Below are 25,034 nucleotides of genomic sequence, written 5' to 3'. Positions count from 1 at the left end.
GGCAATTTAAAAGCTATAGGTTACACCAATACCGGGAGAGAATACCACGTTTTTATAGGTACCGCCAAAGGAGTAAGGCGTACCGTCTTCATCGGCATAGTTATAAGAATTGTTTGTCTGGTCAAAATGCAGGTACAGGAAGCTGGCATCTATACCAAACTTAGGGGTAACCTGGTAAGTAAGCCCCCCTGTAAAGCCCATAGAGTCGTTACGCGGGGTTTCGGGTGCAAAATAACCATCCTGCACAGGGCTTTCGTCAAAATACCATCCGGCACGGAATGCAAATTTATCGTTTGGCTTAAACTGCGTACCCACCCTGTAGGTGCTTGCATCTTTATAATTGCGCGGGTTGTTAGAAACAAGTCCGTTAGCAAAATCAACCATCAGTGTTTTATAGACATTCCAGTAGGCGTGATTATAGTCAAAAGCCACCAGCCACTTATCGGTTAGTTCTACCGACAGGCCCGCGGTTAACTCAGCAGGCAGCGGAAGGTCGGCATTAAAGGTGGTGTTAGGGTACGACGGCTGCGCAAAAGCAGGCAGGTCGTTAAAGGTAGCATCGCCATCGCGGGCTTCCATGGTAATTTCAGAGCGGTAGTTTACACCCAGGCGTACGTGCTTATCGAGGTTAAACATAAACCCGGCGGTATAGCCCCAGGCGGTTACGCCCTTAGCTTCGATAGATACATCGCTTGGGTTGCCCTGCTCATCAGTAAGGCTGCGCGAAAGGTTTTTATTTAGAGATACGCTGCCGGTTACATATATAGGGCCACCGCCTACGCTAAAATATTCGTTTACCTTTAACGATACGGTAGGCTGAATGTATACGGCCTGCAGGTCGATATTATTAACCAGGTTAGCACCTACCCAGTCCTGCTCCCATTCTACGGCGCTTCCGTAGGGTGTGTATACTGCAAGGCCCACCGTAAGCCAGTCGGTAGCCCTATATGAGGCATAGGCTTCAAAGGGTGTACCGAAGTTATCGGTAGACGCTTTCCAGTTATAGGTTTCATTCTGGAATTTTGTACGGGCAAACAGGGCGTTACCACCGGCCGAGAAGTTAAAACGGTCTTTAAGGAACGAGGCTCCCGCAGGGTTAAAAAATAACGTTTCGGCGCTGTTTACCACAGCTACCCCGGTATGCCCCATGGCAAGCTGCTTTTGCCCCTGCAGGCTCACGCGGTAGCCGCCCGCAAAAGCCGAAGTGGTTGCTAAAGCCGCCATTGTTAAGGATAATAGTTTTTTCATGGGTTGAAAATAAGTTAGGTTGTCAATATTGTAATTTCTATATCAAATTTATAATAAATTATCGATTTGACAATGAAAGCAATTAATTTATTATGCATTCATAATAATTATTTTTTCAAAAATTACGTATACATTTTGTTGATTAATTATAAAAATTCCCTGAAAAATAAATATTTTATATGCATGCATGGTGTTTTAATGGTTTTTGGCTTATTTTTTCTGTCAAATACATCAATTTTTTTAGTAAATCCTGCTATGCGATTTATCGTGGCTTATCCATCAAAACGAACCTGTCAAAACCGCTTTGCGGAAGCCACTTCCCCTACGGATTCTTTTTCAAACAGTAACATAAAGCGATAACTACGTTTTAAATGTAAAGGAGGCTTTTATCATAAAAAAAGGGCCTGGCCCATATTAATTTAAACGGAATGTTTATTTTTACCTTACATATTGTAAGCTATGAAAATAAATCAGTTGCAAATAGAAATAGACGGTATTGATAAACAGATTCTCCGCGACCTGATGGAGGATGCCCGAAAGCCCATATTACAGATAGCCAATAAAGTGGGAATATCGGGCGCGGCAATACACCAGCGGCTGCGCAAACTGGAGCAGGCCGGTGTTATAGCAGGGTCTAAATTTATAGTAAACTCAAAAGTTTTGGGCTACAGCACTATGGCGTTCATTGGCATTTACCTTGACAAAGCCGCCAGCAACCCCGAAGCCGTAAAAGAACTGGGCAAAATACCCGAAGTGCTGGAATGCCACTATACTACGGGTAACTGGAGTATCCTTATAAAGGTTATCTGCCGGGATAATGAGCACCTTATGCAACTGCTTAACAAGCGCATACAGCCTATATCCGGTGTTAGCCGTACAGAAACGTTTATATCATTACAACAACAGATAGAACGGCAGATACAGCTTTAGCTTCCGGTAAACAGTGTTCAGTCGGAGTAGTCAGTCCAGCCGTGAACCTGCTCCCTTCTCTTTTGAAGAGGGTATGGGATGGGGCCTAAATGCAAACAGCCATACTAAAGCATGGCTGTTATAACTCTTAAATATATGGAGAAATAATTAGTCCCTTGAACGGCCTCCGCCAAAAATAAGCAGTGCATAATACAGCAGCATTGCAATAGCGCCTATGGCAGCTACCACATAGGTACGGGCAGCCCATTTAAGCGAGTCTTCTGCACCGGCATATTCCTGCTGGCTTACCATATTCTTATTTTTTAACCACGCAAGCGCACGGTTACTGGCATCATACTCCACAGGAAGCGTAATAAGGCTAAACAGCGTAGCGATGGCCATTAAGCCTAAGCCACCTATGGCCACATACCAGCCCATACCCATTTTTGCAGCGCCACCTAATACTAAGCCTAATATGATAAGCATGGGTGCAAAGCGTGATGCAATATTTGTAACCGGCACCATAGCGCTACGAAATTTAAGCATGCTGTAGGCTGTGGCGTGCTGCACGGCGTGGCCTACCTCGTGGGCAGCTACAGCGGCAGCGGCGGCATTGCGCTGGTTGTATACCGCTTCGCTAAGGTTTACGGTTTTCTTTGTAGGGTCGTAATGGTCGGTCAGCTGGCCGGGGGTAGAAATTACACGCACATCATAAATACCGTTATCATTAAGCATTTTTTGTGCTATTTCTGCGCCGCTCATACCATTGCGCAGGTGTACCTTAGAGTACTTTTCAAACTTGTTTTTAAGCCTTGACTGTACTGCAAAGCTTATCAGGCCGATAATGCCGATTAATATATAATATCCTATAAACATAATTCTTCTTTTTATTGTTTGCTAATATACATCAAAAAGAAAGCCAATCTTTACCGGCTGGCACTGCCTGTTATTTTGTCATATATTGTCTTATTAAGACGTACGGCGGCTGATAAGTAAACGGTTTTTGATTGTTAAGCAAGCGCTGTGCCCCATATATGAAATCCCCTATGAAGTTCTAAAAATTCAAAAACCCGGCCTTAATACCAATAAGTTTTCAACACGCAAAGGTTGTAGTAGCTCTCAAATAACGAATTTGTAAATTTGTATAGTTAATTTGGATAAATTTATTGCGTTAATAACCAAACTTATGTCCATGAAAAAAATAATCCTTGCCTGCCTGTTGCTTGCCGGTACTGTGCTTTCTGCCCAGCAAATTAACTCGCCGGACGGCAACCTGCAGCTTACCTTTTCGCTTTCTGCCAAAGGCGAACCCACGTACGCGCTTACCTATAAGAAAAAGCCGGTAATAAAAACGAGTAAACTGGGTATCGATACTAAAGATGTTGCACCCATGCTCGATGGGTTTACGGTAGATAAAACCGAGACTTCAAAATTTGATGAAACCTGGACGCCGGTGTGGGGCGAGGAGAAAACCATCCGCAACAATTATAATGAGCTACTGGTAACGCTTTCGCAAAAAGCGCAGAAAGGCCGGTACATTCGCATACGCTTCCGCCTGTTTAATGATGGGCTGGGCTTCAGGTACGAATTTCCGGAGCAGGCTAACCTGGGCTATTTCATCATAAAAGAAGAACATACACAATTTGCCCTCGCGGGTAACCATAAGGCATTCTGGCTTCCGGGCGACTATGATACACAGGAGTACAGTACCGTAACCAGCAAGCTTAGCGAGGTGCGTGCCAAAATGAAAGATGCGGTAACGCCTAACGCCAGCCAGGAAACTTTTTCGCCTACCGGGCTGCAAACCCCGCTGATGATGAAAAGTGAGGATGGCTTGTACATTAACATACATGAAGCCGCGTTAGTTGACTATTCGTGCATGTCCCTTAACCTTGACGATAAAAATATGATTTTAGAGTCGTGGCTTACGCCCGATGCCGTGGGGAATAAGGGTTATATGCAGAGCCCGTTCCAGTCGCCCTGGCGTACGGTTATCGTGAGCGATAAGGCCGGCGATATACTAATGAGCCGACTGGTATATAACCTTAACGAGCCTACCCAGTACAAAGACGTCTCGTGGATTAAGCCCGTAAAATATGTAGGCGTGTGGTGGGAAATGATTACCGGAAAAAGCACCTGGGCCTTCAACGACCTTACCAGCGTAAAGCTGGGCGAGACCGATTACAGCAAAACTAAGCCAAACGGAAAGCACGCGGCAAATACTGCGCATGTAAAAGAATATATTGACTTTGCCGCAGAGAACGGACTTGATGCCGTACTGGTAGAAGGCTGGAACCAGGGCTGGGAAGACTGGTTCGGCAAATCGAAAGATTTTGTGTTTGACTTTGTTACCCCATACCCTGATTTTGATGTAAAAGAACTGCACCGCTATGCTGAAAGCAAAGGGGTGAAGATGATTATGCACCATGAAACGTCTGGCTCAGTGCGTAACTACGAGCGCTGGATGGATAAAGCCTACCAGTTTATGGCAGATAACGGTTACAATGCGGTTAAGAGTGGCTACGTGGGAGACATCATCCCGAGGGGTGAGTACCACTACGGCCAGTGGATGGTAAACCACTACCTGTATGCCATTAAAAAAGCAGCCGGGTATAAAATTATGGTAAATGCCCATGAGGCAATACGCCCTACCGGGCTTGCCCGTACCTACCCTAACCTTATAGGCAACGAGGCGGCGCGCGGTACCGAATATGAATCCTTTGGCGGTAATAACCCAGACCATACTACGATATTACCATTTACACGCCTTACGGGTGGCCCTATGGATTACACGCCGGGCATCTTCCAAACCCAGATAAACGCATATAACCCGGACAACAATAGCTTTGTACATACAACGCTGGTTAAGCAGCTGGCACTGTATGTAACAATGTACAGCCCGCTGCAAATGGCCGCCGACCTTCCGGAAACTTACCGCAAGCACATGGATGCGTTCCAGTTTATAAAGGATGTAGCTGTTGACTGGGACCAAAGTTGGGTGCTGGAGGCCGAGCCGGGCGATTATATTACCATAGCACGTAAGGCTAAAGGCAAAAACGAATGGTTTATAGGCGCTATTACCGATGAAAACGCCCGCGAAGCTACACTTACGTTTGAATTCCTCCCTAAAGGGAAAACCTATACAGCTACCATTTATGCCGATGGTACAGATGCCAGCTACGACAAAAACCCGCAAAGCTACGCGATAAAAACCGTTAAGGTTACCAGCAAAACAAAGCTAAAGCAAAAGCTTGCCACGAGCGGGGGATGTGCTGTTAGTATTAAGTAGTGTTCGGTATTCAGTAGCAGTAGGCAGTAGCTTCACTCAATTCTAAAAGTAACCCCGGCAACATAATATTGCCGGGGTTACTTTTTATCCTATTTTGGATTCAAATGTAGTTCCGTTCAGGTCTGAGTGAAGCTACTGCCTACTGCGCCTGAAGACTTAATTCCCCTCCTTCTTGTCTTTCTTCTTAAACAGGTTGTTTACCGCGTTTTTAACGCCGGCCTTGGCCGCGTCTTCGGCTTTTTGTTTTACCTCTTCGCTGGTTTTCGGTGTGGCGGTTTTTGCCGTGTCGGCAGTAGTTGTGGTGGTAGAACCACCTTTATTGCCGCCAAGCAGGCCGTTAAGCAGTTCCTTGCCTTTTTCGGAAGCCTTTTCCTTAGCCTTGGTTATCAGTATGTCCTTACCCTGCTGTACCAGCTGTGTTGCGAATGATTTACTGGCTGCCGCAAGGTCGGTAGTTACTTTAGGGTTCTGGAAGTTCCCGGTTATGTGTGCCGTAACCGGCACGTTAATCTTGCTAATGTTTACGTGCAGTTGCTCTGCTTTGGCAATAACGGTTTCTCCCAGGTATTTAGCGGGAACATCAAACACTACATTATAGTTCATAACCTGGTCAAAACCATGCTGGCCACTTACCTTAGCGTTTATATCCTGGTATTTAATGTCGAACGGCTGTATGTTTACCTTGCCGTCATCAAATGTAAGGTTAAGCTTTTGGTTGAGGTTAATTTTGCTCGGGTCAAGAAATTTTACATTGCTGGTCAGCGCAGACAGTACTTTAGACTGCTCAGTATGTATTACTGCATTGGCAAGCGAGCCGCCCAGGCTGCCCTTTAGCGATTTCATATCCGGTGTCATTTCCTTAGCGTCAAGGTTACCCGCCACGTTAATAGTAGTGTTTAGCTTACCGGTAACAACCTGCGCAATAGGGGCTATGTTTTTAAGCATGTCCAGTTGTGTAAACGATTTTGTGATATCAATGTTGCTAAGTGCCATGTCCATGTCAAAGGTAGGGGTGGCACCTTTTGTAGAAACATCGCCGTTAAAGCCGATAGCGCCATCAAACACATTGGTTTTTGCATTTTGGATAGAAACCGTTTCATCCCTGATGATCATTTTAGCGGTCATGTTTGTAAGGTTGAGGTTGTCATACACCACAGTATTTGCGGTAGCGTTTATGGTGCAGTCCAGGAACGCCGGAATTTTAACCGCGTCGCTCGCTGCTGCCGGTTTTGCCGGGGCTTTTCTTTTATCGCCGTCGGTAGCGGCAGTTGTTTTTGCCGGGGTAGTGGCTGTGGTCATAAAATCATTCACTACAATTTTATTCGATTTCATGTTAAAGTTACCTTTTAGGGTCTGGTCTTTAAACATAAAACCATAAAAATTGTCAAGCGTACCCGTAACGGCAAGGTCGCTGCTGCCGGTTTTGGCATCAAAACGGTTCAGGCTCACGCGGCTTGGGTTAAACTGAATGCTTGCCTCGCTTATCACAAAAGGCTTGCTGAAACCATCGGGCGTGTAGTTAAACCCGCTCAGGCTTATGGCGCCGCGGTTGTCTATTCTCTCGTAAGCGCCTTTTTCTACCGATAGCATGTCAAACTTGGTTTCCACATCTGCCTTAAGTATGCCCGACAGTGGGTAGTCCAGCTTTACCGGGTAAGCTTTGGTAAGGTTGCCCAGGTTAATGGTGCCTTTAAGCGCGGCATCAACCAGTGGGTTTCCGGTAAGGTCCTGTATTTTTGCCCTGGCATCAAACACGTCCTGGTCTATTTTAAACGCCAGCTTATCAAGGTTTACATAGGTATCGTTCATAAGGCCGGTTTCATTAACAATCTTGGTATCAATGTTAATGTTACTAATGCCCTTAGGCAGGTCAGGATATTGGAATGAAGCATCCTTACTCAGGAACGCGATGTTGAATTTAGGGATATGGGTTTCGTCCATTAATCCGTTTACCGTACCGTTTATGGTAAAATTACCCTCCGTTTTTACATTCGCAAGGCTGCCGCTATAGGCTGCCGGTACCAGTGCTAAAAAGTTTTTAAACGACGACTCAGGGGTTTTAAAGGTAATGTTTATATCCTGCCCGGCTTCAAGCAATGCCACGCTGCCGTCAAACTCTAAGCCCATCTGGTTGATGAGCAATTTGTTTTCCTTAAAGGTATAAATGCTTTTGTCGAGGTGAAGGCCCAGTATGGCATCCAGCTTCAGGCGGGTATTGCGCATAAAGTTTGTCTTGTCCATATCTACGGTAAGGTTTGCCGTAGTGTGGGTGTCAAGGTCCAGCTTGTTTGCGGCAAAGTTACCCGTACCCTTGTGGTTAAGGCTGTCTATAACCACATTCATTTTAGAGTTGGCATCAAAGTAACGGAAACGCATATTTTCAACAGCATATTCATCTATGTTCAGGGCAAAAGGCTTGCCGGGTTCAGCATCTGATGGGCTGTCTTCTGCGCCTTTTTTGGCAATATCAAAATTGCCTACGCCATCTTTATTAAACAGTATGTTTACCACACTGTTTTTAAGCGTAAACGATTGCAGGCTCATGGTTTCACCCTCGCTTTTAAAGAGTTCTTTAACGCTCATCTTCAGGTTCAGCTCGCCTACGTAGGCTAAGGTGTCGCCCGCAAACGGCGCCTTGTTTATTATACTGAGCTTATCAACCGTAACATTAGCATTGGGGAAGTTTTTAAACAGGCTAATGCTAACGTCTTCAAATGCAACGGTAGCATCTACCTGCTCGTTAATGGCCTTAACCACCATGTTCTTTATCTTATTTTTAAAAATAAAAGGTGCTGCTGCCAGCAGTACAATAAGTACAAGGAGGACAATGCCTGTCCACTTCAGGATTTTTTTAACCATAGTATGCTTTCTTTTTTTGCCAATAAAGGTAAGAGATAATAACGAAAATTATGCCATAATAGTGTTATCTCTTACTGAATTTACCGTAGGTTAGCCTATGTTTACCGCAACCTGTAAAAGTGCGAACCCATAATCTCCTTCACAGGTGCCTAAAAGGCTTTAATGAAGAATTTTACCGCAAGGGCGGAGGGTTTTCGCAAGGTGCCGTTGTTGTAAAATCAGGTTACAGATATTTAAAAAATCCCCATAATTTCCGCTGATTTGTATAGTCAGGGTTTTGCTCATTGGCATACGCCTCCCGCTCAAAGCTAATGTTGCGGTAGGCCTTTTTGCCATTTTTATATCTAAGGTAGCGGATGACGTATTCTATACCATACCAAATATAAAACGGAATAACTAAAAGTTCCGCCTGCTGCCTTATATGGATGCGTTCATGGTTAATCAGCACCGCGTTTGCTGCCAGTTCCCGGCTGCGTACCAAAACAAACGGAAAGAGCGTGATGCCCGTATAGCCCTTAGGCACTAAATATTTAGAGGTTACAACTATCATTGCGTGTAAAGTTCAGTAAAGTTCCTAAATTTGCGGATATGAGCAGCGGATTTTTTGGAAATAAATTAACCGAGGGTGAAGATTACTACCTTTCGCCGGAAGGGTATAAGGTGTTTACCGAAGCATACCACCTTAAACGCGGCTACTGCTGCAAAAGCGGCTGCCGCCACTGCCCGTATGGGTTTAACAAACGAACAGGAAATTTTAAATAAGCCTCACCCCCAGCCCCTCTCCGAAGGAGAGGGGAGCCGGGAACGGGTACATTACGGGAATAAATGCTATAAAATTATTGAAAATTCGTAACCAAAACATTCGAGTGTAGCTACCCCCCTCTCCTTTGGAGAGGGGCTGGGGGTGAGGCCGACAAACACTGAAAATAAATGACATTTCAACAACAAATACTACAGGGTATTCCGGCAACATTACCGGAACCAAAGCCATACGACCCGGCCATAAACCACGCGCCTAAGCGTAAGGATATTTTATCGGCTGAGGAGAAAAAGCTGGCGCTGCGCAATGCGTTACGCTACTTTTGGCCGGAACACCACGAAACTTTGGTAAAAGAATTTGCCGAAGAGCTCGACACCTACGGGCGTATTTACATGTACCGTTTCCGTCCTGATTATAAAATGTACGCCCGGCCAATAGAGGAGTATCCGGGCAAGTCGTTACAGGCCAAGGCCATTATGTTGATGATACAGAACAACCTTGATTATGCCGTGGCACAGCACCCGCACGAACTCATTACCTACGGCGGTAACGGCGCGGTGTTCCAGAACTGGGCGCAGTACCTGCTTACCATGCAATACCTTGCCGAAATGACAGATGAGCAAACCCTGGTGATGTACAGCGGCCACCCCATGGGGCTGTTTCCGTCGCATAAGGAAGCACCGCGTGTAGTGGTAACAAACGGTATGGTAATACCCAATTACAGCAAGCCGGACGACTGGGAGAAATTTAACGCCCTGGGAGTATCGCAATACGGCCAAATGACTGCCGGCAGCTATATGTATATTGGCCCGCAAGGCATTGTGCACGGCACCACCATTACTGTGCTTAACGGCGGCCGTAAAATAGAAAAAGAAAGCGAGGGCCTTGAAGGTAAACTGTTTGTAACTTCCGGCCTTGGCGGTATGAGTGGCGCACAGCCTAAGGCGGGCAACATAGCCGGCTGCGTTACCGTATGTGCCGAGGTAAACCCTAAAGCCGTTAACACCCGCCACAGCCAGGGATGGGTAGATGAGGTAGTAATCGACCTTGATACGCTGGTTGAAAGGGTAGCTTTAGCGAAAGCCAATAAAGAGGTAGTGTCTATAGCGTACCAAGGTAACATTGTTGATGTTTGGGAGAAATTTGACACCGAAAATATATACGTAGACCTGGGCAGCGACCAGACCTCGCTGCACAACCCCTGGGCGGGCGGTTATTACCCCGTTGGCCTTACCCTCGAAGAATCGAACAAACTGATGGCCGATGATCCTGAAGTTTTTAAGGAGATGGTACAGGCATCGCTGCGCAGGCAGGCAGCTGCCATAAACGCACACACCGCTAAGGGTACCTACTTTTTTGACTATGGCAATGCATTCCTGCTGGAAGCGTCGCGTGCGGGTGCCGATATTATGGCACCAAACGGCATAGACTTTAAATATCCCAGCTATGTGCAGGATATTATGGGGCCTATGTGTTTTGATTACGGCTTTGGGCCGTTCCGTTGGGTGTGTACGTCGGGCAAACCGGAAGATTTGCAGGCTACCGATGCCATAGCCACGCAGGTTTTGGAAGAAATGGCCAAAACTGCGCCGGTTGAAATCCGCCAGCAAATGGAAGATAACATACGCTGGATAAAGGGTGCGCAGCAAAACAAACTGGTTGTGGGCAGCCAGGCACGCATACTCTATGCCGATGCCGAGGGCCGCGTTGCCATAGCCCGTGCCTTTAATCAGGCCATAGCCGAAGGTACAATAGGCCCGGTGGTTTTGGGCCGTGACCACCACGACGTGAGCGGTACCGACAGCCCTTACCGTGAAACCAGCAACATATACGACGGCTCGCGCTTTACAGCCGATATGGCCATACAAAATGTTATAGGCGACAGCTTTCGCGGTGCTACGTGGGTAAGCATACACAATGGTGGTGGGGTAGGCTGGGGCGAGGTAATTAATGGTGGCTTTGGTATGGTTCTTGATGGTTCTACTGAAGCATCAAGGCGCTTAGAATCAATGCTTTTTTGGGATGTAAACAACGGTATTACACGGCGCAGCTGGGCCAGGAATGAGGGTGCGGTTTTTGCCATAAAACGAGCCATGGAACAGCAGCCGCTGCTAAAGGTAACGCTGCCAAACCAGGTTAGCGACAGCCTGCTGTAAGCGCTCCCGCAAGTAATGTTAATAAATGCCGCTGATGCTGTATGCTATGAAATTGAAATTAACTTTATTACTAGGTCTTATGAAAAAGATACAACTGCTCTCCCTGTTTATTGTAACCGCGTTTGCGGTGAGCTGCGCTTCTGTGAGCGTGCGGACTGACTATGATGATACCACCGATTTTAGTACTTACAAAACCTACGGTTTTTTAAAAGACGGTATAGACAAGGCCGAAATTAGCGACCTTGACAAAAGGCGTATTATGAAAGCCCTTGAGGCCGAGTTTACCGCAAGGGGTTTTACAAAAAGCGAAACGCCTGATGTATATGTAAACTTTTTTACCAAGGCCTCTAAAGAAGTAAACGTAAACAACTGGAACGGCGGCTGGGGTTATGGCGGCTGGGGCTGGGGAGGTTACGGCTGGGGCGGCCCGTGGGGCTGGGGTGGTAACTACTCTTCAGTAAGTACTTCTACCGAGGGCACGCTGTACCTGGATATTATTGATGCCAAAAAGAAAGAACTAGTTTGGCAGGGGGTAGGCACCGGCGTGCTAACGCAGGACCGGGAACAAAAACAGGAACGCATTAACGAGTTCGTTAAAAAAATCGTTGCGGAATATCCGCCTAAACAGTAAGTAAACTTTCAAAAAAGTAAATTTAAAATCCTGATTTTCAATCAGGATTTTTTATGGCTTTAAATTAAAAACATTACTTTTGCCTCTAAACCAATTGAATGAATTTATGAAAAAAATTACCCTACTCTTATTATTGCTTGTTACAGGCGCTTTAAATGCCCAGATTGTGAACATTCCGGATGCTGTTTTTAAGTATTATTTACTGCATTATTTTACAAATAATGGGACTAGTATTGTTATTGATACCAATGGTGATGGTGAAATCCAGGTAAGCGAGGCAGAGGCAGTTAACGCACTTCATATCGACGTTAGCTATACCAGTCCTGGCGGTACTCATATTAATGATTTGACAGGCTTAGAAGCGTTCACCAACATAACATTACTGTTCATAAAAGGTAGCGCTTTTTACCCATCAGGTTCTTTAGATTTGTCGATATTTCCACAACTTCAAACGTTTTATAGTGATCCAATTTATTTTTTAAGTTACGAGAGTATTACCTTAGGAAACCTTCCTAATTTAACCCATTTTGAGTTTTGGAATAGCTCAGTGCCGTCGTTGGATTTTTCCGGCTGTCCTAATCTTGTTACATTTGATAGCCAGGGTGCCGCTATAGACTCGATAGATATGGGGATTAACCTTAACCTTACAACATTTCATTTAGGAGTAGTGACTGGCATTCAATCTGTTGATCTTGGCGGGTGCCCTAATCTCAATTTGACAAAAATATCGAGGGAATACTATCAACAAGAAACCGGTGGGGATTGTTACATAAATCTTAGGAATGGCAATCCGAATAACAATGCTTTAGTGTATGATAATTATGATGGAGTTAGTGAATTAGTTTATTCTAATATTTATATATGCACAGATGAAGGGGAAGATTTGGAAATCAGAGGTATACCCTTAAGTGATTTTTTGGCCTTATCAAATCCTGCCCTAACGGCTCCATATATGTATGTAAGTAACTACTGCTCTTTTACTCCTCCCGGCAGCTATAACACCATAATTGGTACTGTTACTTTAGATGCTAACAACAACGGTTGCAGTAGTGGAGGTATTGTAAGGCCGGTAGCAATTAATATTAGTAATGGCACAAGCACTACAAAAATTTATAATAGCAGTACCGGAAATTACAGCTATTATAATGCGGCCGGAACCTACACTTTAACCCCCCACCTGGAAAACAGTAGTTTATTTTCGACTGATGCTGCAACGGTAACTTTTACCAACAACGATGGTAGTACAGCAACCCAAAACTTCTGCCTGACACCAAACGGTGTGCATAATGACGTAGAGGTTGCCATAGCACCTATAGTTTCTGCCCGTCCCGGCTTTGATGCCACTTATAAAATAATTTATAAAAACAAAGGCAACCAAACCCTTAGCGGCGATGTAACCTTTACTTATAACGATGCGGTGCTAGACTATGTTTCTTCTACTGTTACACCAAATATTGCTTCCGGTAACCTTAGCTGGAACTACAGCAACCTGCTGCCCTTTGAGAGCCGCGAAATAGTTGTTACACTAAACGTAAACAGCCCTATGGAAACCCCGGCGGTAAATAATGATGACGTGTTGAACTTTACAACTACTGTTACACCTGTTTCCGGCGATGAGACCCCTGATGATAATACTTTTTCGCTTAAGCAAACAGTAGTAGGCTCTTTTGATCCTAACGATATTACCTGCCTTGAAGGCGCTACGGTACTCGCTGACAAAATAGGCGATTACCTGCACTACAACATCAATTTTGAAAATACCGGTACTGCCCCTGCAAGCTTTGTGGTGGTTAAAGATATAATCGACGAAACTAAATTTGATGTAGGTTCGCTTGTAGTGCTTAATGCCAGCCATGCTGTAGAAGCCCGTGTAACGGGTAACAAAGCGGAGTTCTATTTCGGCGATATTAACCTGGCGGCAAACGGCGGCAAGGGTAATGTAACCTTTAAAATAAAATCGCTTGAAACCCTTACGGTAAACAGCAGCGTAACGCAAAAGGCAGACATCTTCTTTGATTATAACTGGCCGATTGAAACTAACGAGGCTACAACTACCTATGCACTACTAAATGCTCCCGGCTTTACTAAAGATGCTTCGGTAAAAATATACCCTAACCCGGCTAAAAACATAGTCAGCATTTCTTCCGAAAGCGCTATACAAAGTATACAGATGTTTGACGTACAAGGCAGGTTACTTGAGGCTACAAGTATTAATGACATATCAACTACGCTTGATATAGCATCCCGCGCCAAGGGTATTTATTTTATAAAAATAGCTACTGATAAGGGCGTTAATGTTGAGAAACTGGTAAAGGAGTAAATCAACAATAAGAGTTTAAAATCCTGATTTTCAATCAGGATTTTTTTATGGCTTTAAATTAAAAACATTACTTTTGCCTCTAAACCAATTGAATGAATTTATGAAAAAAATTACCCTCCTTTTATTATTGCTTATTACAGGTGCAATTAATGCCCAGATTGTGAATATACCGGATGCTGATTTTAAGTATTATTTAGCACATTATAATTATTCTAATTATAGTGTTATAGACACCAATGGTGATGGTGAAATCCAGTTAAGCGAGGCGGAGGCAGTTCAGGTCCTTACAATCGTTATTGCATTTGGTTACAACGATGAATACCAAATTCATGATCTTACTGGTTTAGAAGCGTTTGTCAACCTTACTGAGTTGTCATTTTATATAGACACCTTAATGACTCCAATTCCATTAGATTTATCTCCATTTTCGCAACTTCAAGCCTTTCATAGTGATTCAACTTTTTATACTATGTATTTTGCAAGTATCACTTTAGGAAACCTTCCTAATTTAACCTATTTCGATTTTTGGAATAGCTCAGTGCCGTCGTTGGATTTTTCCGGCTGTCCTAACCTGGTTACATTTGATAGCCAGGGTGCCGCTGTAGACTCGATAGATATGGGGGTCAACCTTAGCCTTACAACATTTCATTTGATAGTGGCAACTCATATAAACTATGTTAATCTTGGCGGGTGCCCTAATCTCAACTCTACAGAAATATCGAGGGAATACTTTCAAGGAGAGCCTGATGGGGATTGTTACATAAATCTTAGGAATAGCAATCCAAACAATAATGCTTTAGTAGCCGATAATTATGATATAAACAGTGAATATGCTTATTCCAACACTTATGTCTGCATAGATGAAGGGGAAGATTTGGAAATCCGAGGTATACCCTTAAGTGATTTTTTGGCCTTATCAAATCCTGCCCTAACGGCTCCATATATGTATGTAAGTAACTACTGCTCTTTTACTCCTCCCGGCAGCTATAACACCATAAGTGGTACTGTTACTTTAGATGCTAATAACAACGGTTGCAGTAGTGGAGGTATTGTAAGGCCGGTAGCAATTAATATTAATAATGGCACAAGCACTACAAAAATTTATAATAGCAGTACCGGAAATTATAGCTATTATAATGCGGCCGGAACCTACACTTTAACCCCCCACCTGGAAAACAGTAGTTTATTTTCGACTGATGCTGCAACGGTAACTTTTACCAACAACGATGGTAGTACAGCAACCCAAAACTTCTGCCTGACACCAAACGGTGTGCATAATGACGTAGAGGTTGCCATAGCACCTATAGTTTCTGCCCGTCCCGGTTTTGATGCCACTTATAAAATACTCTATAGAAATAAAGGCAACCAGACCCTTAGCGGCGATGTAACCTTTACTTATAACGATGCGGTGCTAGACTATGTTTCTTCTACTGTTACACCAAATATTGCTTCCGGTAACCTTAGCTGGAACTACAGCAACCTGCTGCCCTTTGAGAGCCGCGAAATAGTTGTTACACTAAACGTAAACAGCCCTATGGAAACCCCGGCGGTAAATAATGATGACGTGTTGAACTTTACAACTACTGTTACACCTGTTTCCGGCGACGAAACCCCTGATGACAATACTTTTGCGCTTAAGCAAACAGTAGTAGGCTCTTATGACCCTAACGATATTACCTGCCTTGAAGGCGCTACGGTACTCGCTGACAAAATAGGCGATTACCTGCACTACAACATCAATTTTGAAAATACCGGTACTGCCCCTGCAAGTTTTGTGGTGGTTAAGGATATTATAGACGAAACTAAGTTTGATGTAAGCTCGCTCGTGGTGCTTAACACCAGCCATGCCGTGGAAGCCCGCGTAACGGGCAATAAAGTTGAGTTCTATTTCGGCGATATTAACCTGGCGGCAAACGGCGGCAAGGGTAATGTAACCTTTAAGATAAAGTCGCTTGAAACCCTTGCTGTAAACAGCAACGTAACGCAAAAGGCAGACATCTTCTTTGATTATAACTGGCCGATTGAAACTAACGAGGCTACAACTACCTATGCACTACTAAATGCTCCAGGTTTTACAAAAGATGCTTCGGTTAAAATATACCCTAACCCGGCTAAGAACATAGTCAGCATTTCTTCCGAAAGCGCAATACAAAGTGTTCAGCTTTTTGATGTGCAGGGCAGGCTGTTAGAGGCTTCAAGCGTAAATAATGTAGCCGCTTCGCTTGATATTGCCTCACGTGCCAATGGTATTTACTTTATAAAAATAACTACCGAAAACGGAATGAAGGTTGAGAAGCTGGTAAAGGAGTAAATCAACGAATACACAAAAAAATCCCCCAGCCGCTCAGCTGGGGGATTTGCTTTATATACTAATTTGCAGCGTCTATTTCTTCCTGCACCTGCTCCCATTCGGCCATTTGTGCCTCCAGGTCTTTCTTCCTTTTTTCATAGGCCGAAAAGAACGCGGCATCGCCGTTTAGCTTCTCCGGATGCTCTGCAAGGGCGCGGTCGTCTTTTTGTATTTCCCGTTCCAGCTGTGCTATCTGGCTCTCTATTTTACTGAGCCTGTTTTGCAGCGCCTTGCCTTTTTTTTGCTCTTCAAAGCTAAGCTGGGGTTTTGGCTTTTCGGCCTTAACCGGCGCTTTTACTACATCGCGTTTTTCTACTTCACGCATGTTTTGCATGTTGCGCTGCTCCAGGTAATAGTTAATATCGCCCAGGTACTCGCGTATTTTATGGTCTTTAAATTCATACACTATGTTACTCATCCCCTGCAGGAAATCCCTGTCGTGGCTTACCAGCAGCAGTGTGCCCTCATATTTTTGCAGGGCGGCCTTAAGTACGTTTTTCGATTTTATATCAAGGTGATTGGTAGGTTCGTCCATTACAAGCACATTTATGGGCTGTAACAGCAGTTTACAAAGCGCAAGCCTGTTCCGTTCGCCACCACTCAATACCTTTACCTTCTTCTCTACATCATCCCCACGGAACAGGAACGAGCCCAGCATATCGCGCACTTTACTGCGGTTAGTATCTGTAGCGGCATCTTCCATGGTTTGCAGCAGCGTAATTTCGCCGTCAAGGTGTTCGGCCTGGTTCTGCGCAAAATAGCCCAGCTGTACGTTGTGGCCCAGTTTTATAGTACCGGTATACGGAATTTCCTCCACAATTGCTTTTATAAATGTCGACTTACCCTGGCCGTTCTGTCCCACAAAGGCAATTTTGCTACCGCGTTCTACGAGCAGGTTCAGGTCTTCCAGTATCAGTTTGTCACCATATCTTTTGGTTACATGCTCAGCCTCTACCACCACGCGGCCCGGGGTTTGCGACACGGGGAACGAGATGTTCATTACGCTGTTATCATCTTCGTCTACCTCTATACGCTCTACTTTGTCCAGCTTCTTTATGAGCGACTGCGCCATGGAAGCCTTGCTGGCCTTGGCACGGAATTTTTCAATCAGCTTCTCAGTCGCCTCTATGCTTTTTTGCTGGTTCTTTTGGGTAGCCAGTTGCTTTTCACGGATTTCCTCACGCAGTATTAAATACTCGCTGTACGGTTTATTAAAATCGTAGGCTTTGCCAAGGGAAATTTCTATAGTACGGTTGGTAACATTATCAAGGAACATTTTATCGTGCGATACAATAACCACTACACCGGGGTAGTTTTTAAGGAACGACTCCAGCCAAATGATACTCTCAATATCAAGGTGGTTTGTAGGCTCATCCAGCAGCAGCACATCATTAGCCTGGAGCAGCAGCTTTGCAAGCTCTATACGCATACGCCACCCTCCGGAAAAGGTATCTGTAAGCTGGTCAAAATCTTCCCGTTTAAAGCCAAGGCCCAGGAGTATTCGTTCAGTATCGCCCTGGTAGTTGTAGCCGCCCAGTATTTCATAGCGATGGCTATAGTCGCTTAAGTCTTCAATAAGTTTAGAATAGGCTTCGCTTTCATAATCGGTACGGGTAGCAAGCTGGTGGTTAATCTCGTCTATCTTAACCTCGGCTTTTTTTATCTCTACAAATGCCTGGTAGGCTTCGTCGAGCACGGTACGGCCCGGTATAAAGTCGATATCCTGGCGCAGGAAGCCCATGCGTACTTCCTTCTCGGTAGCGATAACACCACTGTCTGGAGCTATATCCCCGGAGAGGATTTTAAGCATCGTAGATTTTCCAGCTCCGTTCTTGCCTACAAGGCCTACGCGGTCGCCGGCTCCTAAACGGAAGGTTACTTCTTCAAACAGGTACGTCCCTCCAAAGGAAACCGATAAATTATGAATGTTAAGCATTATAAATGTCTTATATTAAAATCGTAAATTTGCGGTATTACAAATTTTGTGCAAATGTTAAAAAAAGGAACGAGACTATATAGTATTTTAACAGGAACCTGCCCCCGTTGCCATCAGGAAAGTATGTATAAAGACAAAAATCCGTTCAACCTTGGCAATATATACAAAATGCACGAAAATTGCAGGCACTGCGGCCTGCATTATAAAATAGAACCGTCATTTTTTTACGGCGCTATGTATGTTAGTTACGGGCTGGGGGTAGGCCTGGGCATCGCGGCCTTTATAGTGTCGTTTGTTTTGCTGGAAACCAGCCTTAAAACTGCCTTTATAACTATAGTGATAACACTTATTGTTTTAATGCCGCTGCAAATGCGGTGGGCGCGTAACATTTGGATTAATTTTTTTGTGAGTTACAGGAAAGACTGGCGCGAACTCAAAAAACCTTAAACCGGTTCAGGTTGATTTCACGTTTTACCGGTACACCGGTTGCTATCGATTCAAATAGTTCCTTAGCCATATACGGCCCCAGCATCACCCCGCGTGTACCCAGGCCATTAAGCAAATGCATATTTTTGTATTGCGGATGCGTGCCAACCAATGCCTTTCGGTCTTTTACCGTAGGGCGGATACCTGCTAAGTGGTTCACTACTTCATACGGGCAGGTAATTATTTCATCCAGCTTTTCAGTAAGCTCCGCTTTGCCGGCGGCTGTTGGCGTAGCGGTTTTATCGTCCCATTCGTATGTAGCGCCTACTTTGTACAAGTCATTTCCTATGGGCAGTATAAACACACCGGCATTCACGCCAACGGGAAGTTGCAAATCAGGCGCGTGGATTATCAGCAATTCGCCCTTAGTACCATCTAGTGGCAGCTTTTTAAAATAAGGGTTTTGGTGGATGCCAAAGCCCTCGGCAAATATGATGTGTTTTGCGGTGATATCTTTATAAGTTATATGGTCGTTAAACACTTCCAGAAGGTTATACTGAAAGGTTTCGTGCCTTAACAAATTACTTTGCTTAAGATATGCCCGATATGAGGTAATAAGGATATTAGTATCTATATAGCCGGTTTCTTTTACCCTGCCATAACCGAATGCGGCATCTATACCAGTAAATTTTTCATGTTTAATGTTTGTATCAAGAAAAGGGGTCAGTTTAGGCTTATCAGCGGCCTCAAACCACAAATTTTGTTCTTCAACCGAAGCAAAACGCCTGTAAATGGGTATTTCAATATCAAAATGCACACCTAACCTCCCGGCGATATTTTTGTAAAACGGTTTCATATAAGCCAAATGTTCGTGGGCGTCCTGCGGCAGGCTGAACCGTTTAAGGATAACAGGGTTGTATATCCCTGCGGCCACAAGGCTTGAGTTTTGAGATTCGTCAGAAACTACAATAAAAGACTTATTGTTTTGTAGCGCCGTTTCGGCAAATGCAATGCCCGCAAGGTTGCCGCCTATAATAAGATAGTCTGTCATGGTGCAAAGATAGGATTATATGCAGCTCCTTAAAAGACCAGTGGATTACTACTAATCCAAAAAATATCGTTAAATCAAAAAAGCCCTCCAATTAAGGAAAGCTTTTCATTGGTCTAACTACTAAACCTACCGCTCGCGCGGCATAAACAACACAACTATCTTTAAAGCCTTATAGAAAGGCTACTTATTTCGGCGCAAAAAGCCCCGCTTAAAGCAGGGCTTTCTTTGCAATACTGGCGGTCTGGACGGGACTCGAACCCGCGACCCCGTGCGTGACAGGCACGTATTCTAACCAACTGAACTACCAAACCAGCGTTCTTAATGATTAGCAGCGCGTAGCTGATTGTTTCATTATTACGGGTGCAAATATACGGCAGTTTTTGATTCTTGCAAGCATTTTTATAACAATCGTAAAAATATTTTTTAGACGACTATCCAAACTTTTGTTTCTCAACAAGGTAGGTGGTTAATATTTTTTCAAAACTTTCATGCACCGAAACCGGAACATACCTAATATGGTACTGAATGCAGGTTTCTTCTACTTTTTTAAAATAGGCAGCAACGCGTTTTTCATATTCCTCTTTTACATTTTCGGCAAAAAGGTTTACCTCCTCTCCACTTTCCAGATCGATGAATTTGCGGGGGGCATTATCAAAATCAAAATTAAACTCGGTCAACCTGTCCGTTACATGAAACAGCACTACCTTATGCTTATCGTGCTTTAAATGTTGTAACGCGTTAAACAGTGCATCCTCATTACCGGGCTGAAACATATCGGTAAATAATATAATCATGCTGCGGCGGTGCATCTTTTGGGCTATCTGGTGCAAAAACGTGGTGGTATCGGTATCTTTAGGGGAGGGCGGTTCCACAAGCAGTTGCTCCAGGCGGTTCAGAAGCATGCGGTGGTGCCTGCCGCTGCCTTTCTCCGGCGCGTAATACTCGTAATTATTGCTGTACACGCTAAGCCCCACAGCATCGCGCTGGCGCTTTAGCAAATCCATAAGCACTGCCGATGCCAATACCGAAAACCCTATCTTGCTTTCATAGAACTGCTGCCCGCTATTAAGCTTCGGGTAGTGCATGCTCGATGAGTTGTCTATAATCAGGTGGCAGCGCAGGTTGGTCTCCTCCTCATAGCGCTTGCTGTACAGCCTGTCAGTACGCGCGTAGAGCTTCCAGTCTATGTTTTTAGTGCTCTCGCCTGCATTGTACACCTTATGCTCGGCAAACTCAGATGAGAAGCCGTGAAACGGGCTCTTGTGCATCCCGGATATAAAGCCTTCCACAATTTGGTTGGCCAAAAGTTCCAGCCGGGAAAAGACCGATATTTTTTCTAAATGTGATTCTAACTTCATAGTACCAAATGTAACGAAAAAAAATGTTTTTCATTACAGGTCTACCCGCACCCCAAAATACAGTGCATGGTCTTTATGCGCCGAGTTGCTAAAAATGCTGTTGAGCTCGTAATTTGCAAAAAGGCTTAGGCTGCCAAAGCCCACATAGCCCTTAAGACCGTAAATAAACTTCTCGGTGTTATAGTCCTGTCGCAGCTTAATTTTATACTCCTTATCGTTTATTTCGTACTTCATACGCTGTATAGCGCCTGTATTAACCCCAATAAAGCCTCCTAAGCCCACTTTAAAACTCTTAGACGTATCATAACGGAAATACGTACGGTAGTCTTTCTTTTTTGATGGCCCAAACTCTATCATTACCGGGACTACAAGGTTTTCTACACTAAAGTCGTTTCTTTTTATCCTGTACGGAAACGGTTCAAGAGCCGTATAGCCGCTGTTGTTTACTACCTGCTTATTGTCTGATATACTAAGCTGGTTTTGCTGGAACGATATACCATAGGCAAGCCTCCAGAAATTAGACTCCTTAAGCAATCGGCTGCGCAGCGTAAATCCAATTTCAGAATAAGCGCTTTTCCAGACTTTGTAGGTATCGCCAAGCTTAGTGCCACCGCCGGTAGCACCACCCACACCAAATGCCGCCACAATATCAAACGACGTGCGCCTGTCTTTACGTGGATAAAGGCCTTTGGCATTATACTCTAACCCAAGCAAAAAGCTACCTTTTTCGTCGGTTTCCTGACCCAGGCCAAGATTTAGGTAAGCCCCGTTGTAATGTTCGTAACTATAATAAATATCACGCTCCACTAGGGCCATTTGGTTTTGTATAATGGCCGTTTTATTATCTATGTTTTGGGCGGCGCGCTTTGCGGCTTCTTCCTTAAGTGCCTTTGCCTTTTCGGCGGTTATTTCGCCCTTTTCAAATTGCCCGTCTATTTCATTTATCCGTTTTTTAAGCTCCTCCTTTTCGGCTTCTTTAATATCCAGTAACTCCTGATCTAGCCCTTCTTTCGTTACTTTTTTAAGATTGTCGTAATACCTCCTAAGCTCGTTTTCGGATTTGCTTTGCCCCGGCTTTACAGTATCCTGCTCTGTTTGGGCGTAAAGTTTAGGCATAGAAAATCCTGTCGCCACTAAGGCGAAAAATAAAATTGTGCGTTTCATAATGTTATGTGACTGAGATTATTGTTTGTTTACGGCAAACCGTATGGTTTTGTGTTTCAGGGCAAAAACTTTCATGGCCTTATCGCGGTAATAGTCGTCCATTTCGGTTTCTACTTCCTTTAAAAGCGCGGTATCGTTGGTGGCTTTTGCCTTTTCTTTGCTTAGCGCGATATTTTTAGTGGCATTCGCCAAAAGATATTCTGCCTCGGCATCTTTAGAAACCGCTGCGGGCGGAGTTACCACAACCGTTGCTAACTGTGTATCGTCAGTATTGGCAACACCTTTATTTTCAATTATCAGGTTCTGCTGCTGTGTTTTTTCTTTCGGAACAAATGCTTTAACCACTACTGCGTTTTGCTTCTGCGGAAACACGGGGTTTTCAATTACCGCAGCGCTTTCTTCCTGTGGTACTGCTACAGCTTTAGTCGGTATATTTTCAGCGGGTTTTTCGGTATTCACTACCTGCGGGTTAGTTATTGGCGCAGCAGCCTTATTATTCATACTAAAAAACGCGTAGCCTCCCGCCATAAAGAAAACCGCTACCGCTGCCGCGTAATAATAGAATGCCCTCTTTTTATTGGTATTTTCTTTTTGAGTACGCTGCCTGTTCAGGGCAAGGCGCTCCCAGGCATCGGCCGATGGCGTTATGCTGCGGTTGCCCAGGGTTTCCTGTAATTGTTGTTCTATATCCTTTTTCATTTTTGTAGCCTTTTTACGTGTTGTAGCTGTTCCTGTAGTTGCCTGCGCGCCTTAAATAGCTGCGATTTAGATGTACTCTCTGTAATGCCCAGTGTTTCGGCAATCTCCTTGTGGCTATAGCCCTCTATGGCGTGCATAACCATTACGGTGCGGTAGCCGTCCGGCAGCTGGTCTATGAGCAGTTGCAGCAGGTCGGCATCCAGGTGGTTGTCATCTGTTTCCACCAGTGGCACCTCAGCGGTTTCTATCTCCTCAAACCGGAATACCGTGCGCCCCCTTAAAAAATCAATCGCCTCACGCACCATAATGCGGCGCAGCCATCCCTCAAAACTACCCTCGTGCCTAAATTTGCCCAGATTATCAAACGCCCGGGTAAAGGCCTGTATCATTACGTCTTCGGCATAGTGCAGGTCCTTTATATACAGCCTGCACACGCCCAGCATTTTTGGCGCGTGGCGTTCATACAGCTCCCGTTCTGCCCGGGTATCATGGCGCAGTATCCTTTTTATAAGGGACTCGTCTGAGGTATGTAACTTAATAATTTTCAAAGCTCATGATTGGTTTACACCCTTAAGACGGAATTTTAAATGATGAAGTTGCCTGAGGTTGTAATTTTTTTTGAAAATTATAAAAAATATTTAGCTCCGGCAGGAGCGGCATATCTATAGGAAATTATATTATGAAGTGAGAGAGCCCCGGAGGGGCGGCATATATACATGCCGCCCCTCCGGGGCTCTTAGAATTGGATCTGAATTCGCTATAAATATGTAAACCCCGGAGGGGTTTACTTCCCGATTAATACAACGTACCCAAACTCGCAGCATCAAATGGTTTTAATTGGTCAATCTGCCCGGCAGCTACCTTTTGTACCCATTCCGGGTCGTGCAAAATAGAACGGCCTACAGCTACAAGGTCAAAATCGCCACGTTCGTAACGGCGTAGCAGTTCGTCTATGTTCGCCGTCTCAGACCCCTGCCCCCCAAAGGCACCTAAAAAATCACCCGATAGCCCCACTGAACCTACCGTGATAGTAGGCTGCCCGGTAACTTTTTTAATCCACCCTGCAAAGTTAAGGTCGCTGCCCTCAAACTCCGGTTCCCAGTACCTGCGCTGCGACCCGTGGAAGATATCTACACCGGCTTCGGCAAGCGGCTGTAGCCAGTTTTCTAACTCTTCAGGGGTATGGGCAAGCTTTACAGTGTAGTCCTGCTGTTTCCATTGCGATATGCGTAGTATGATTACAAAATCAGGCCCCACGGCTGCGCGCATGGCTTTTACCACTTCAACCGCAAAACGGCTGCGCTCTTTTATAGTGCTTCCGCCAAATTCATCGGTGCGGGTATTGGTACCTTCCCAAAAAAACTGGTCGATAAGGTAGCCGTGCGCCCCGTGGATTTCCAGCGCGTCGAAGCCTAACTCTTTAGCACTTTGGGCCGCATCTGCAAATGCTTTTATAGTATTTTCTATATCTTCGGTGGTCATGGTTGCCGGGCTTTCAAACGGGCCGGGCGGCTGCCAGCCGTAAGGTGTATTGCCCACATGCCAAATCTGCGGGGCTATGGCGCCACCATTAGCATGTACTGCCTTAACTACATTGCCCCAGCCTGTAAGGGCTGCATCGCCATGAAAATCAGGGATATCCTTAAGGTTTTTAGAAGCCGGGCGGTTTATAACGGTACCTTCAGTAAGTATAAGGCCTACCTGGCCCGCAGCGCGGCGTGAATAATATTCGGTTATCTGTTCGTTAGGGATACCATCAACGGCAAATGCACGCGTCATCGGGGCCATTACAAAGCGGTTACGCAGTGTAAGGCTTTTGTATTGAAACGGCGTAAAAAGGGAATCAAAATTCATTTTATAAACGTTATTATTTTGGGT

The 25,034-nt window shown here is 44.8% G+C and carries 19 protein-coding genes and 1 tRNA gene; 8 read left to right on the top strand and 12 right to left on the bottom strand.

The window, feature by feature from the left end:
* Positions 1 to 6 precede the first annotated feature (6 nt).
* Complete coding sequence (locus ACLI09_RS12855; RefSeq protein ID WP_411420026.1) at positions 7 to 1,248, bottom strand: OmpP1/FadL family transporter; 1,242 nt, start codon at positions 1,246 to 1,248, stop codon at positions 7 to 9.
* Between the two features lie 459 nt (positions 1,249 to 1,707).
* Here ACLI09_RS12855 and ACLI09_RS12850 point away from each other — a divergent pair, with 459 nt between their 5' ends.
* Positions 1,708 to 2,178, top strand: coding sequence for an Lrp/AsnC family transcriptional regulator (locus ACLI09_RS12850; protein ID WP_411420025.1), 471 nt, complete (start codon positions 1,708 to 1,710; stop codon positions 2,176 to 2,178).
* A gap of 147 nt (positions 2,179 to 2,325) precedes the next feature.
* Here the strand turns inward: ACLI09_RS12850 and ACLI09_RS12845 are convergent, their stop codons facing one another.
* Positions 2,326 to 3,033, bottom strand: coding sequence for a zinc metallopeptidase (locus ACLI09_RS12845; RefSeq protein WP_411420024.1), 708 nt, complete (start codon positions 3,031 to 3,033; stop codon positions 2,326 to 2,328).
* Between the two features lie 316 nt (positions 3,034 to 3,349).
* Between ACLI09_RS12845 and ACLI09_RS12840 the strand changes: the two genes are divergently transcribed.
* Positions 3,350 to 5,446, top strand: a complete 2,097-nt coding sequence (locus tag ACLI09_RS12840; protein ID WP_411420023.1) for a glycoside hydrolase family 97 protein — start codon at positions 3,350 to 3,352, stop codon at positions 5,444 to 5,446.
* A 156-nt stretch (positions 5,447 to 5,602) separates the two neighbouring features.
* Here the strand turns inward: ACLI09_RS12840 and ACLI09_RS12835 are convergent, their stop codons facing one another.
* Together ACLI09_RS12835 and ACLI09_RS12830 are read right to left on the bottom strand one after the other, a co-directional pair.
* A complete protein-coding gene (locus ACLI09_RS12835; RefSeq protein ID WP_411420022.1) occupies positions 5,603 to 8,305 on the bottom strand; it encodes an AsmA-like C-terminal region-containing protein in 2,703 nt (900 codons plus the stop codon).
* A 223-nt stretch (positions 8,306 to 8,528) separates the two neighbouring features.
* Entirely contained in the window at positions 8,529 to 8,855 is a 327-nt protein-coding gene (locus tag ACLI09_RS12830) for a hypothetical protein (protein WP_411420021.1), read from the bottom strand.
* A gap of 38 nt (positions 8,856 to 8,893) precedes the next feature.
* Here ACLI09_RS12830 and ACLI09_RS12825 point away from each other — a divergent pair, with 38 nt between their 5' ends.
* The 5 genes from ACLI09_RS12825 to ACLI09_RS12805 all read left to right on the top strand — a co-directional run bounded on the left by ACLI09_RS12825 (position 8,894) and on the right by ACLI09_RS12805 (position 16,483).
* Positions 8,894 to 9,067: a DUF5522 domain-containing protein gene (locus ACLI09_RS12825; RefSeq protein WP_411420020.1), complete on the top strand. Its 174-nt coding sequence runs from the start codon at positions 8,894 to 8,896 to the stop codon at positions 9,065 to 9,067.
* Positions 9,068 to 9,235: 168 nt separating this feature from the next.
* The gene (locus tag ACLI09_RS12820) at positions 9,236 to 11,221 is read left to right on the top strand and encodes a urocanate hydratase (protein ID WP_411420019.1); all 1,986 of its coding nucleotides are present in this window, start codon (positions 9,236 to 9,238) and stop codon (positions 11,219 to 11,221) included.
* A 79-nt stretch (positions 11,222 to 11,300) separates the two neighbouring features.
* Positions 11,301 to 11,852 (top strand): DUF4136 domain-containing protein, encoded by a 552-nt coding sequence (locus ACLI09_RS12815; protein WP_411420018.1) that lies wholly within the window; start codon positions 11,301 to 11,303, stop codon positions 11,850 to 11,852.
* Between the two features lie 106 nt (positions 11,853 to 11,958).
* On the top strand, positions 11,959 to 14,172 hold the full coding sequence (locus ACLI09_RS12810) for a T9SS type A sorting domain-containing protein (RefSeq protein ID WP_411420017.1): 2,214 nt from the start codon (positions 11,959 to 11,961) through the stop codon (positions 14,170 to 14,172).
* A 100-nt stretch (positions 14,173 to 14,272) separates the two neighbouring features.
* A complete protein-coding gene (locus tag ACLI09_RS12805) occupies positions 14,273 to 16,483 on the top strand; it encodes a T9SS type A sorting domain-containing protein (protein ID WP_411420016.1) in 2,211 nt (736 codons plus the stop codon).
* Positions 16,484 to 16,541: 58 nt separating this feature from the next.
* On the opposite strand, the gene ACLI09_RS12800 is transcribed toward ACLI09_RS12805, so the two are convergent.
* A complete protein-coding gene (locus ACLI09_RS12800; protein WP_411420015.1) occupies positions 16,542 to 18,458 on the bottom strand; it encodes an ABC-F family ATP-binding cassette domain-containing protein in 1,917 nt (638 codons plus the stop codon).
* A 54-nt stretch (positions 18,459 to 18,512) separates the two neighbouring features.
* Here ACLI09_RS12800 and ACLI09_RS12795 point away from each other — a divergent pair, with 54 nt between their 5' ends.
* Positions 18,513 to 18,905, top strand: coding sequence for a DUF983 domain-containing protein (locus tag ACLI09_RS12795; protein WP_411420014.1), 393 nt, complete (start codon positions 18,513 to 18,515; stop codon positions 18,903 to 18,905).
* Here the strand turns inward: ACLI09_RS12795 and ACLI09_RS12790 are convergent.
* The 7 genes from ACLI09_RS12790 to ACLI09_RS12760 form a co-directional block, all read right to left on the bottom strand.
* Positions 18,892 to 19,935 carry an NAD(P)/FAD-dependent oxidoreductase gene (locus ACLI09_RS12790; protein WP_411420013.1) on the bottom strand — a complete coding sequence of 348 codons (1,044 nt, stop codon included), beginning with the start codon at positions 19,933 to 19,935 and terminating at the stop codon, positions 18,892 to 18,894. The two genes, ACLI09_RS12795 and ACLI09_RS12790, sit on opposite strands and share 14 nt — an antisense overlap.
* A 234-nt stretch (positions 19,936 to 20,169) precedes the next feature.
* A tRNA-Asp gene (locus tag ACLI09_RS12785) sits at positions 20,170 to 20,246 on the bottom strand.
* Between the two features lie 120 nt (positions 20,247 to 20,366).
* Complete coding sequence (locus ACLI09_RS12780; protein WP_411420012.1) at positions 20,367 to 21,293, bottom strand: DUF58 domain-containing protein; 927 nt, start codon at positions 21,291 to 21,293, stop codon at positions 20,367 to 20,369.
* Between the two features lie 33 nt (positions 21,294 to 21,326).
* Positions 21,327 to 22,457, bottom strand: a complete 1,131-nt coding sequence (locus ACLI09_RS12775) for a hypothetical protein (RefSeq protein ID WP_411420011.1) — start codon at positions 22,455 to 22,457, stop codon at positions 21,327 to 21,329.
* Positions 22,458 to 22,475: 18 nt separating this feature from the next.
* The gene (locus ACLI09_RS12770; protein WP_411420010.1) at positions 22,476 to 23,156 is read right to left on the bottom strand and encodes a hypothetical protein; all 681 of its coding nucleotides are present in this window, start codon (positions 23,154 to 23,156) and stop codon (positions 22,476 to 22,478) included.
* On the bottom strand, positions 23,153 to 23,704 hold the full coding sequence (locus tag ACLI09_RS12765) for an RNA polymerase sigma factor (RefSeq protein ID WP_411420009.1): 552 nt from the start codon (positions 23,702 to 23,704) through the stop codon (positions 23,153 to 23,155). The genes ACLI09_RS12770 and ACLI09_RS12765 overlap by 4 nt, the downstream gene beginning before the upstream one ends.
* A 247-nt stretch (positions 23,705 to 23,951) precedes the next feature.
* The gene (locus ACLI09_RS12760; protein WP_411420008.1) at positions 23,952 to 25,010 is read right to left on the bottom strand and encodes an NADH:flavin oxidoreductase; all 1,059 of its coding nucleotides are present in this window, start codon (positions 25,008 to 25,010) and stop codon (positions 23,952 to 23,954) included.
* Between the last annotated feature and the right edge of the window lie 24 nt (positions 25,011 to 25,034).

The sequence above is a fragment of the Flavobacterium sp. RHBU_24 genome, from assembly GCF_046613695.1.
In the GTDB taxonomy this organism is placed as follows: domain Bacteria; phylum Bacteroidota; class Bacteroidia; order Flavobacteriales; family Flavobacteriaceae; genus Flavobacterium.
Note: the sequence above shows the minus strand (reverse complement) of the source record. Positions and strands in the feature narration are given on the sequence as shown.

Excerpts from the sequence above, each read along its gene's own strand:
- ACLI09_RS12855 (WP_411420026.1), bottom strand. The coding sequence starts at position 1,248 with ATGAAAAAACTATTATCCTTAACAATGGCGGCTTTAGCAACCACTTCG.
- ACLI09_RS12850 (WP_411420025.1), top strand. The coding sequence starts at position 1,708 with ATGAAAATAAATCAGTTGCAAATAGAAATAGACGGTATTGATAAACAG.
- ACLI09_RS12845 (WP_411420024.1), bottom strand. The coding sequence starts at position 3,033 with ATGTTTATAGGATATTATATATTAATCGGCATTATCGGCCTGATAAGC.
- ACLI09_RS12840 (WP_411420023.1), top strand. The coding sequence starts at position 3,350 with ATGAAAAAAATAATCCTTGCCTGCCTGTTGCTTGCCGGTACTGTGCTT.
- ACLI09_RS12835 (WP_411420022.1), bottom strand. The coding sequence starts at position 8,305 with ATGGTTAAAAAAATCCTGAAGTGGACAGGCATTGTCCTCCTTGTACTT.
- ACLI09_RS12830 (WP_411420021.1), bottom strand. The coding sequence starts at position 8,855 with ATGATAGTTGTAACCTCTAAATATTTAGTGCCTAAGGGCTATACGGGC.
- ACLI09_RS12825 (WP_411420020.1), top strand. The coding sequence starts at position 8,894 with ATGAGCAGCGGATTTTTTGGAAATAAATTAACCGAGGGTGAAGATTAC.
- ACLI09_RS12820 (WP_411420019.1), top strand. The coding sequence starts at position 9,236 with ATGACATTTCAACAACAAATACTACAGGGTATTCCGGCAACATTACCG.
- ACLI09_RS12815 (WP_411420018.1), top strand. The coding sequence starts at position 11,301 with ATGAAAAAGATACAACTGCTCTCCCTGTTTATTGTAACCGCGTTTGCG.
- ACLI09_RS12810 (WP_411420017.1), top strand. The coding sequence starts at position 11,959 with ATGAAAAAAATTACCCTACTCTTATTATTGCTTGTTACAGGCGCTTTA.
- ACLI09_RS12805 (WP_411420016.1), top strand. The coding sequence starts at position 14,273 with ATGAAAAAAATTACCCTCCTTTTATTATTGCTTATTACAGGTGCAATT.
- ACLI09_RS12800 (WP_411420015.1), bottom strand. The coding sequence starts at position 18,458 with ATGCTTAACATTCATAATTTATCGGTTTCCTTTGGAGGGACGTACCTG.
- ACLI09_RS12795 (WP_411420014.1), top strand. The coding sequence starts at position 18,513 with ATGTTAAAAAAAGGAACGAGACTATATAGTATTTTAACAGGAACCTGC.
- ACLI09_RS12790 (WP_411420013.1), bottom strand. The coding sequence starts at position 19,935 with ATGACAGACTATCTTATTATAGGCGGCAACCTTGCGGGCATTGCATTT.
- ACLI09_RS12780 (WP_411420012.1), bottom strand. The coding sequence starts at position 21,293 with ATGAAGTTAGAATCACATTTAGAAAAAATATCGGTCTTTTCCCGGCTG.
- ACLI09_RS12775 (WP_411420011.1), bottom strand. The coding sequence starts at position 22,457 with ATGAAACGCACAATTTTATTTTTCGCCTTAGTGGCGACAGGATTTTCT.
- ACLI09_RS12770 (WP_411420010.1), bottom strand. The coding sequence starts at position 23,156 with ATGAAAAAGGATATAGAACAACAATTACAGGAAACCCTGGGCAACCGC.
- ACLI09_RS12760 (WP_411420008.1), bottom strand. The coding sequence starts at position 25,010 with ATGAATTTTGATTCCCTTTTTACGCCGTTTCAATACAAAAGCCTTACA.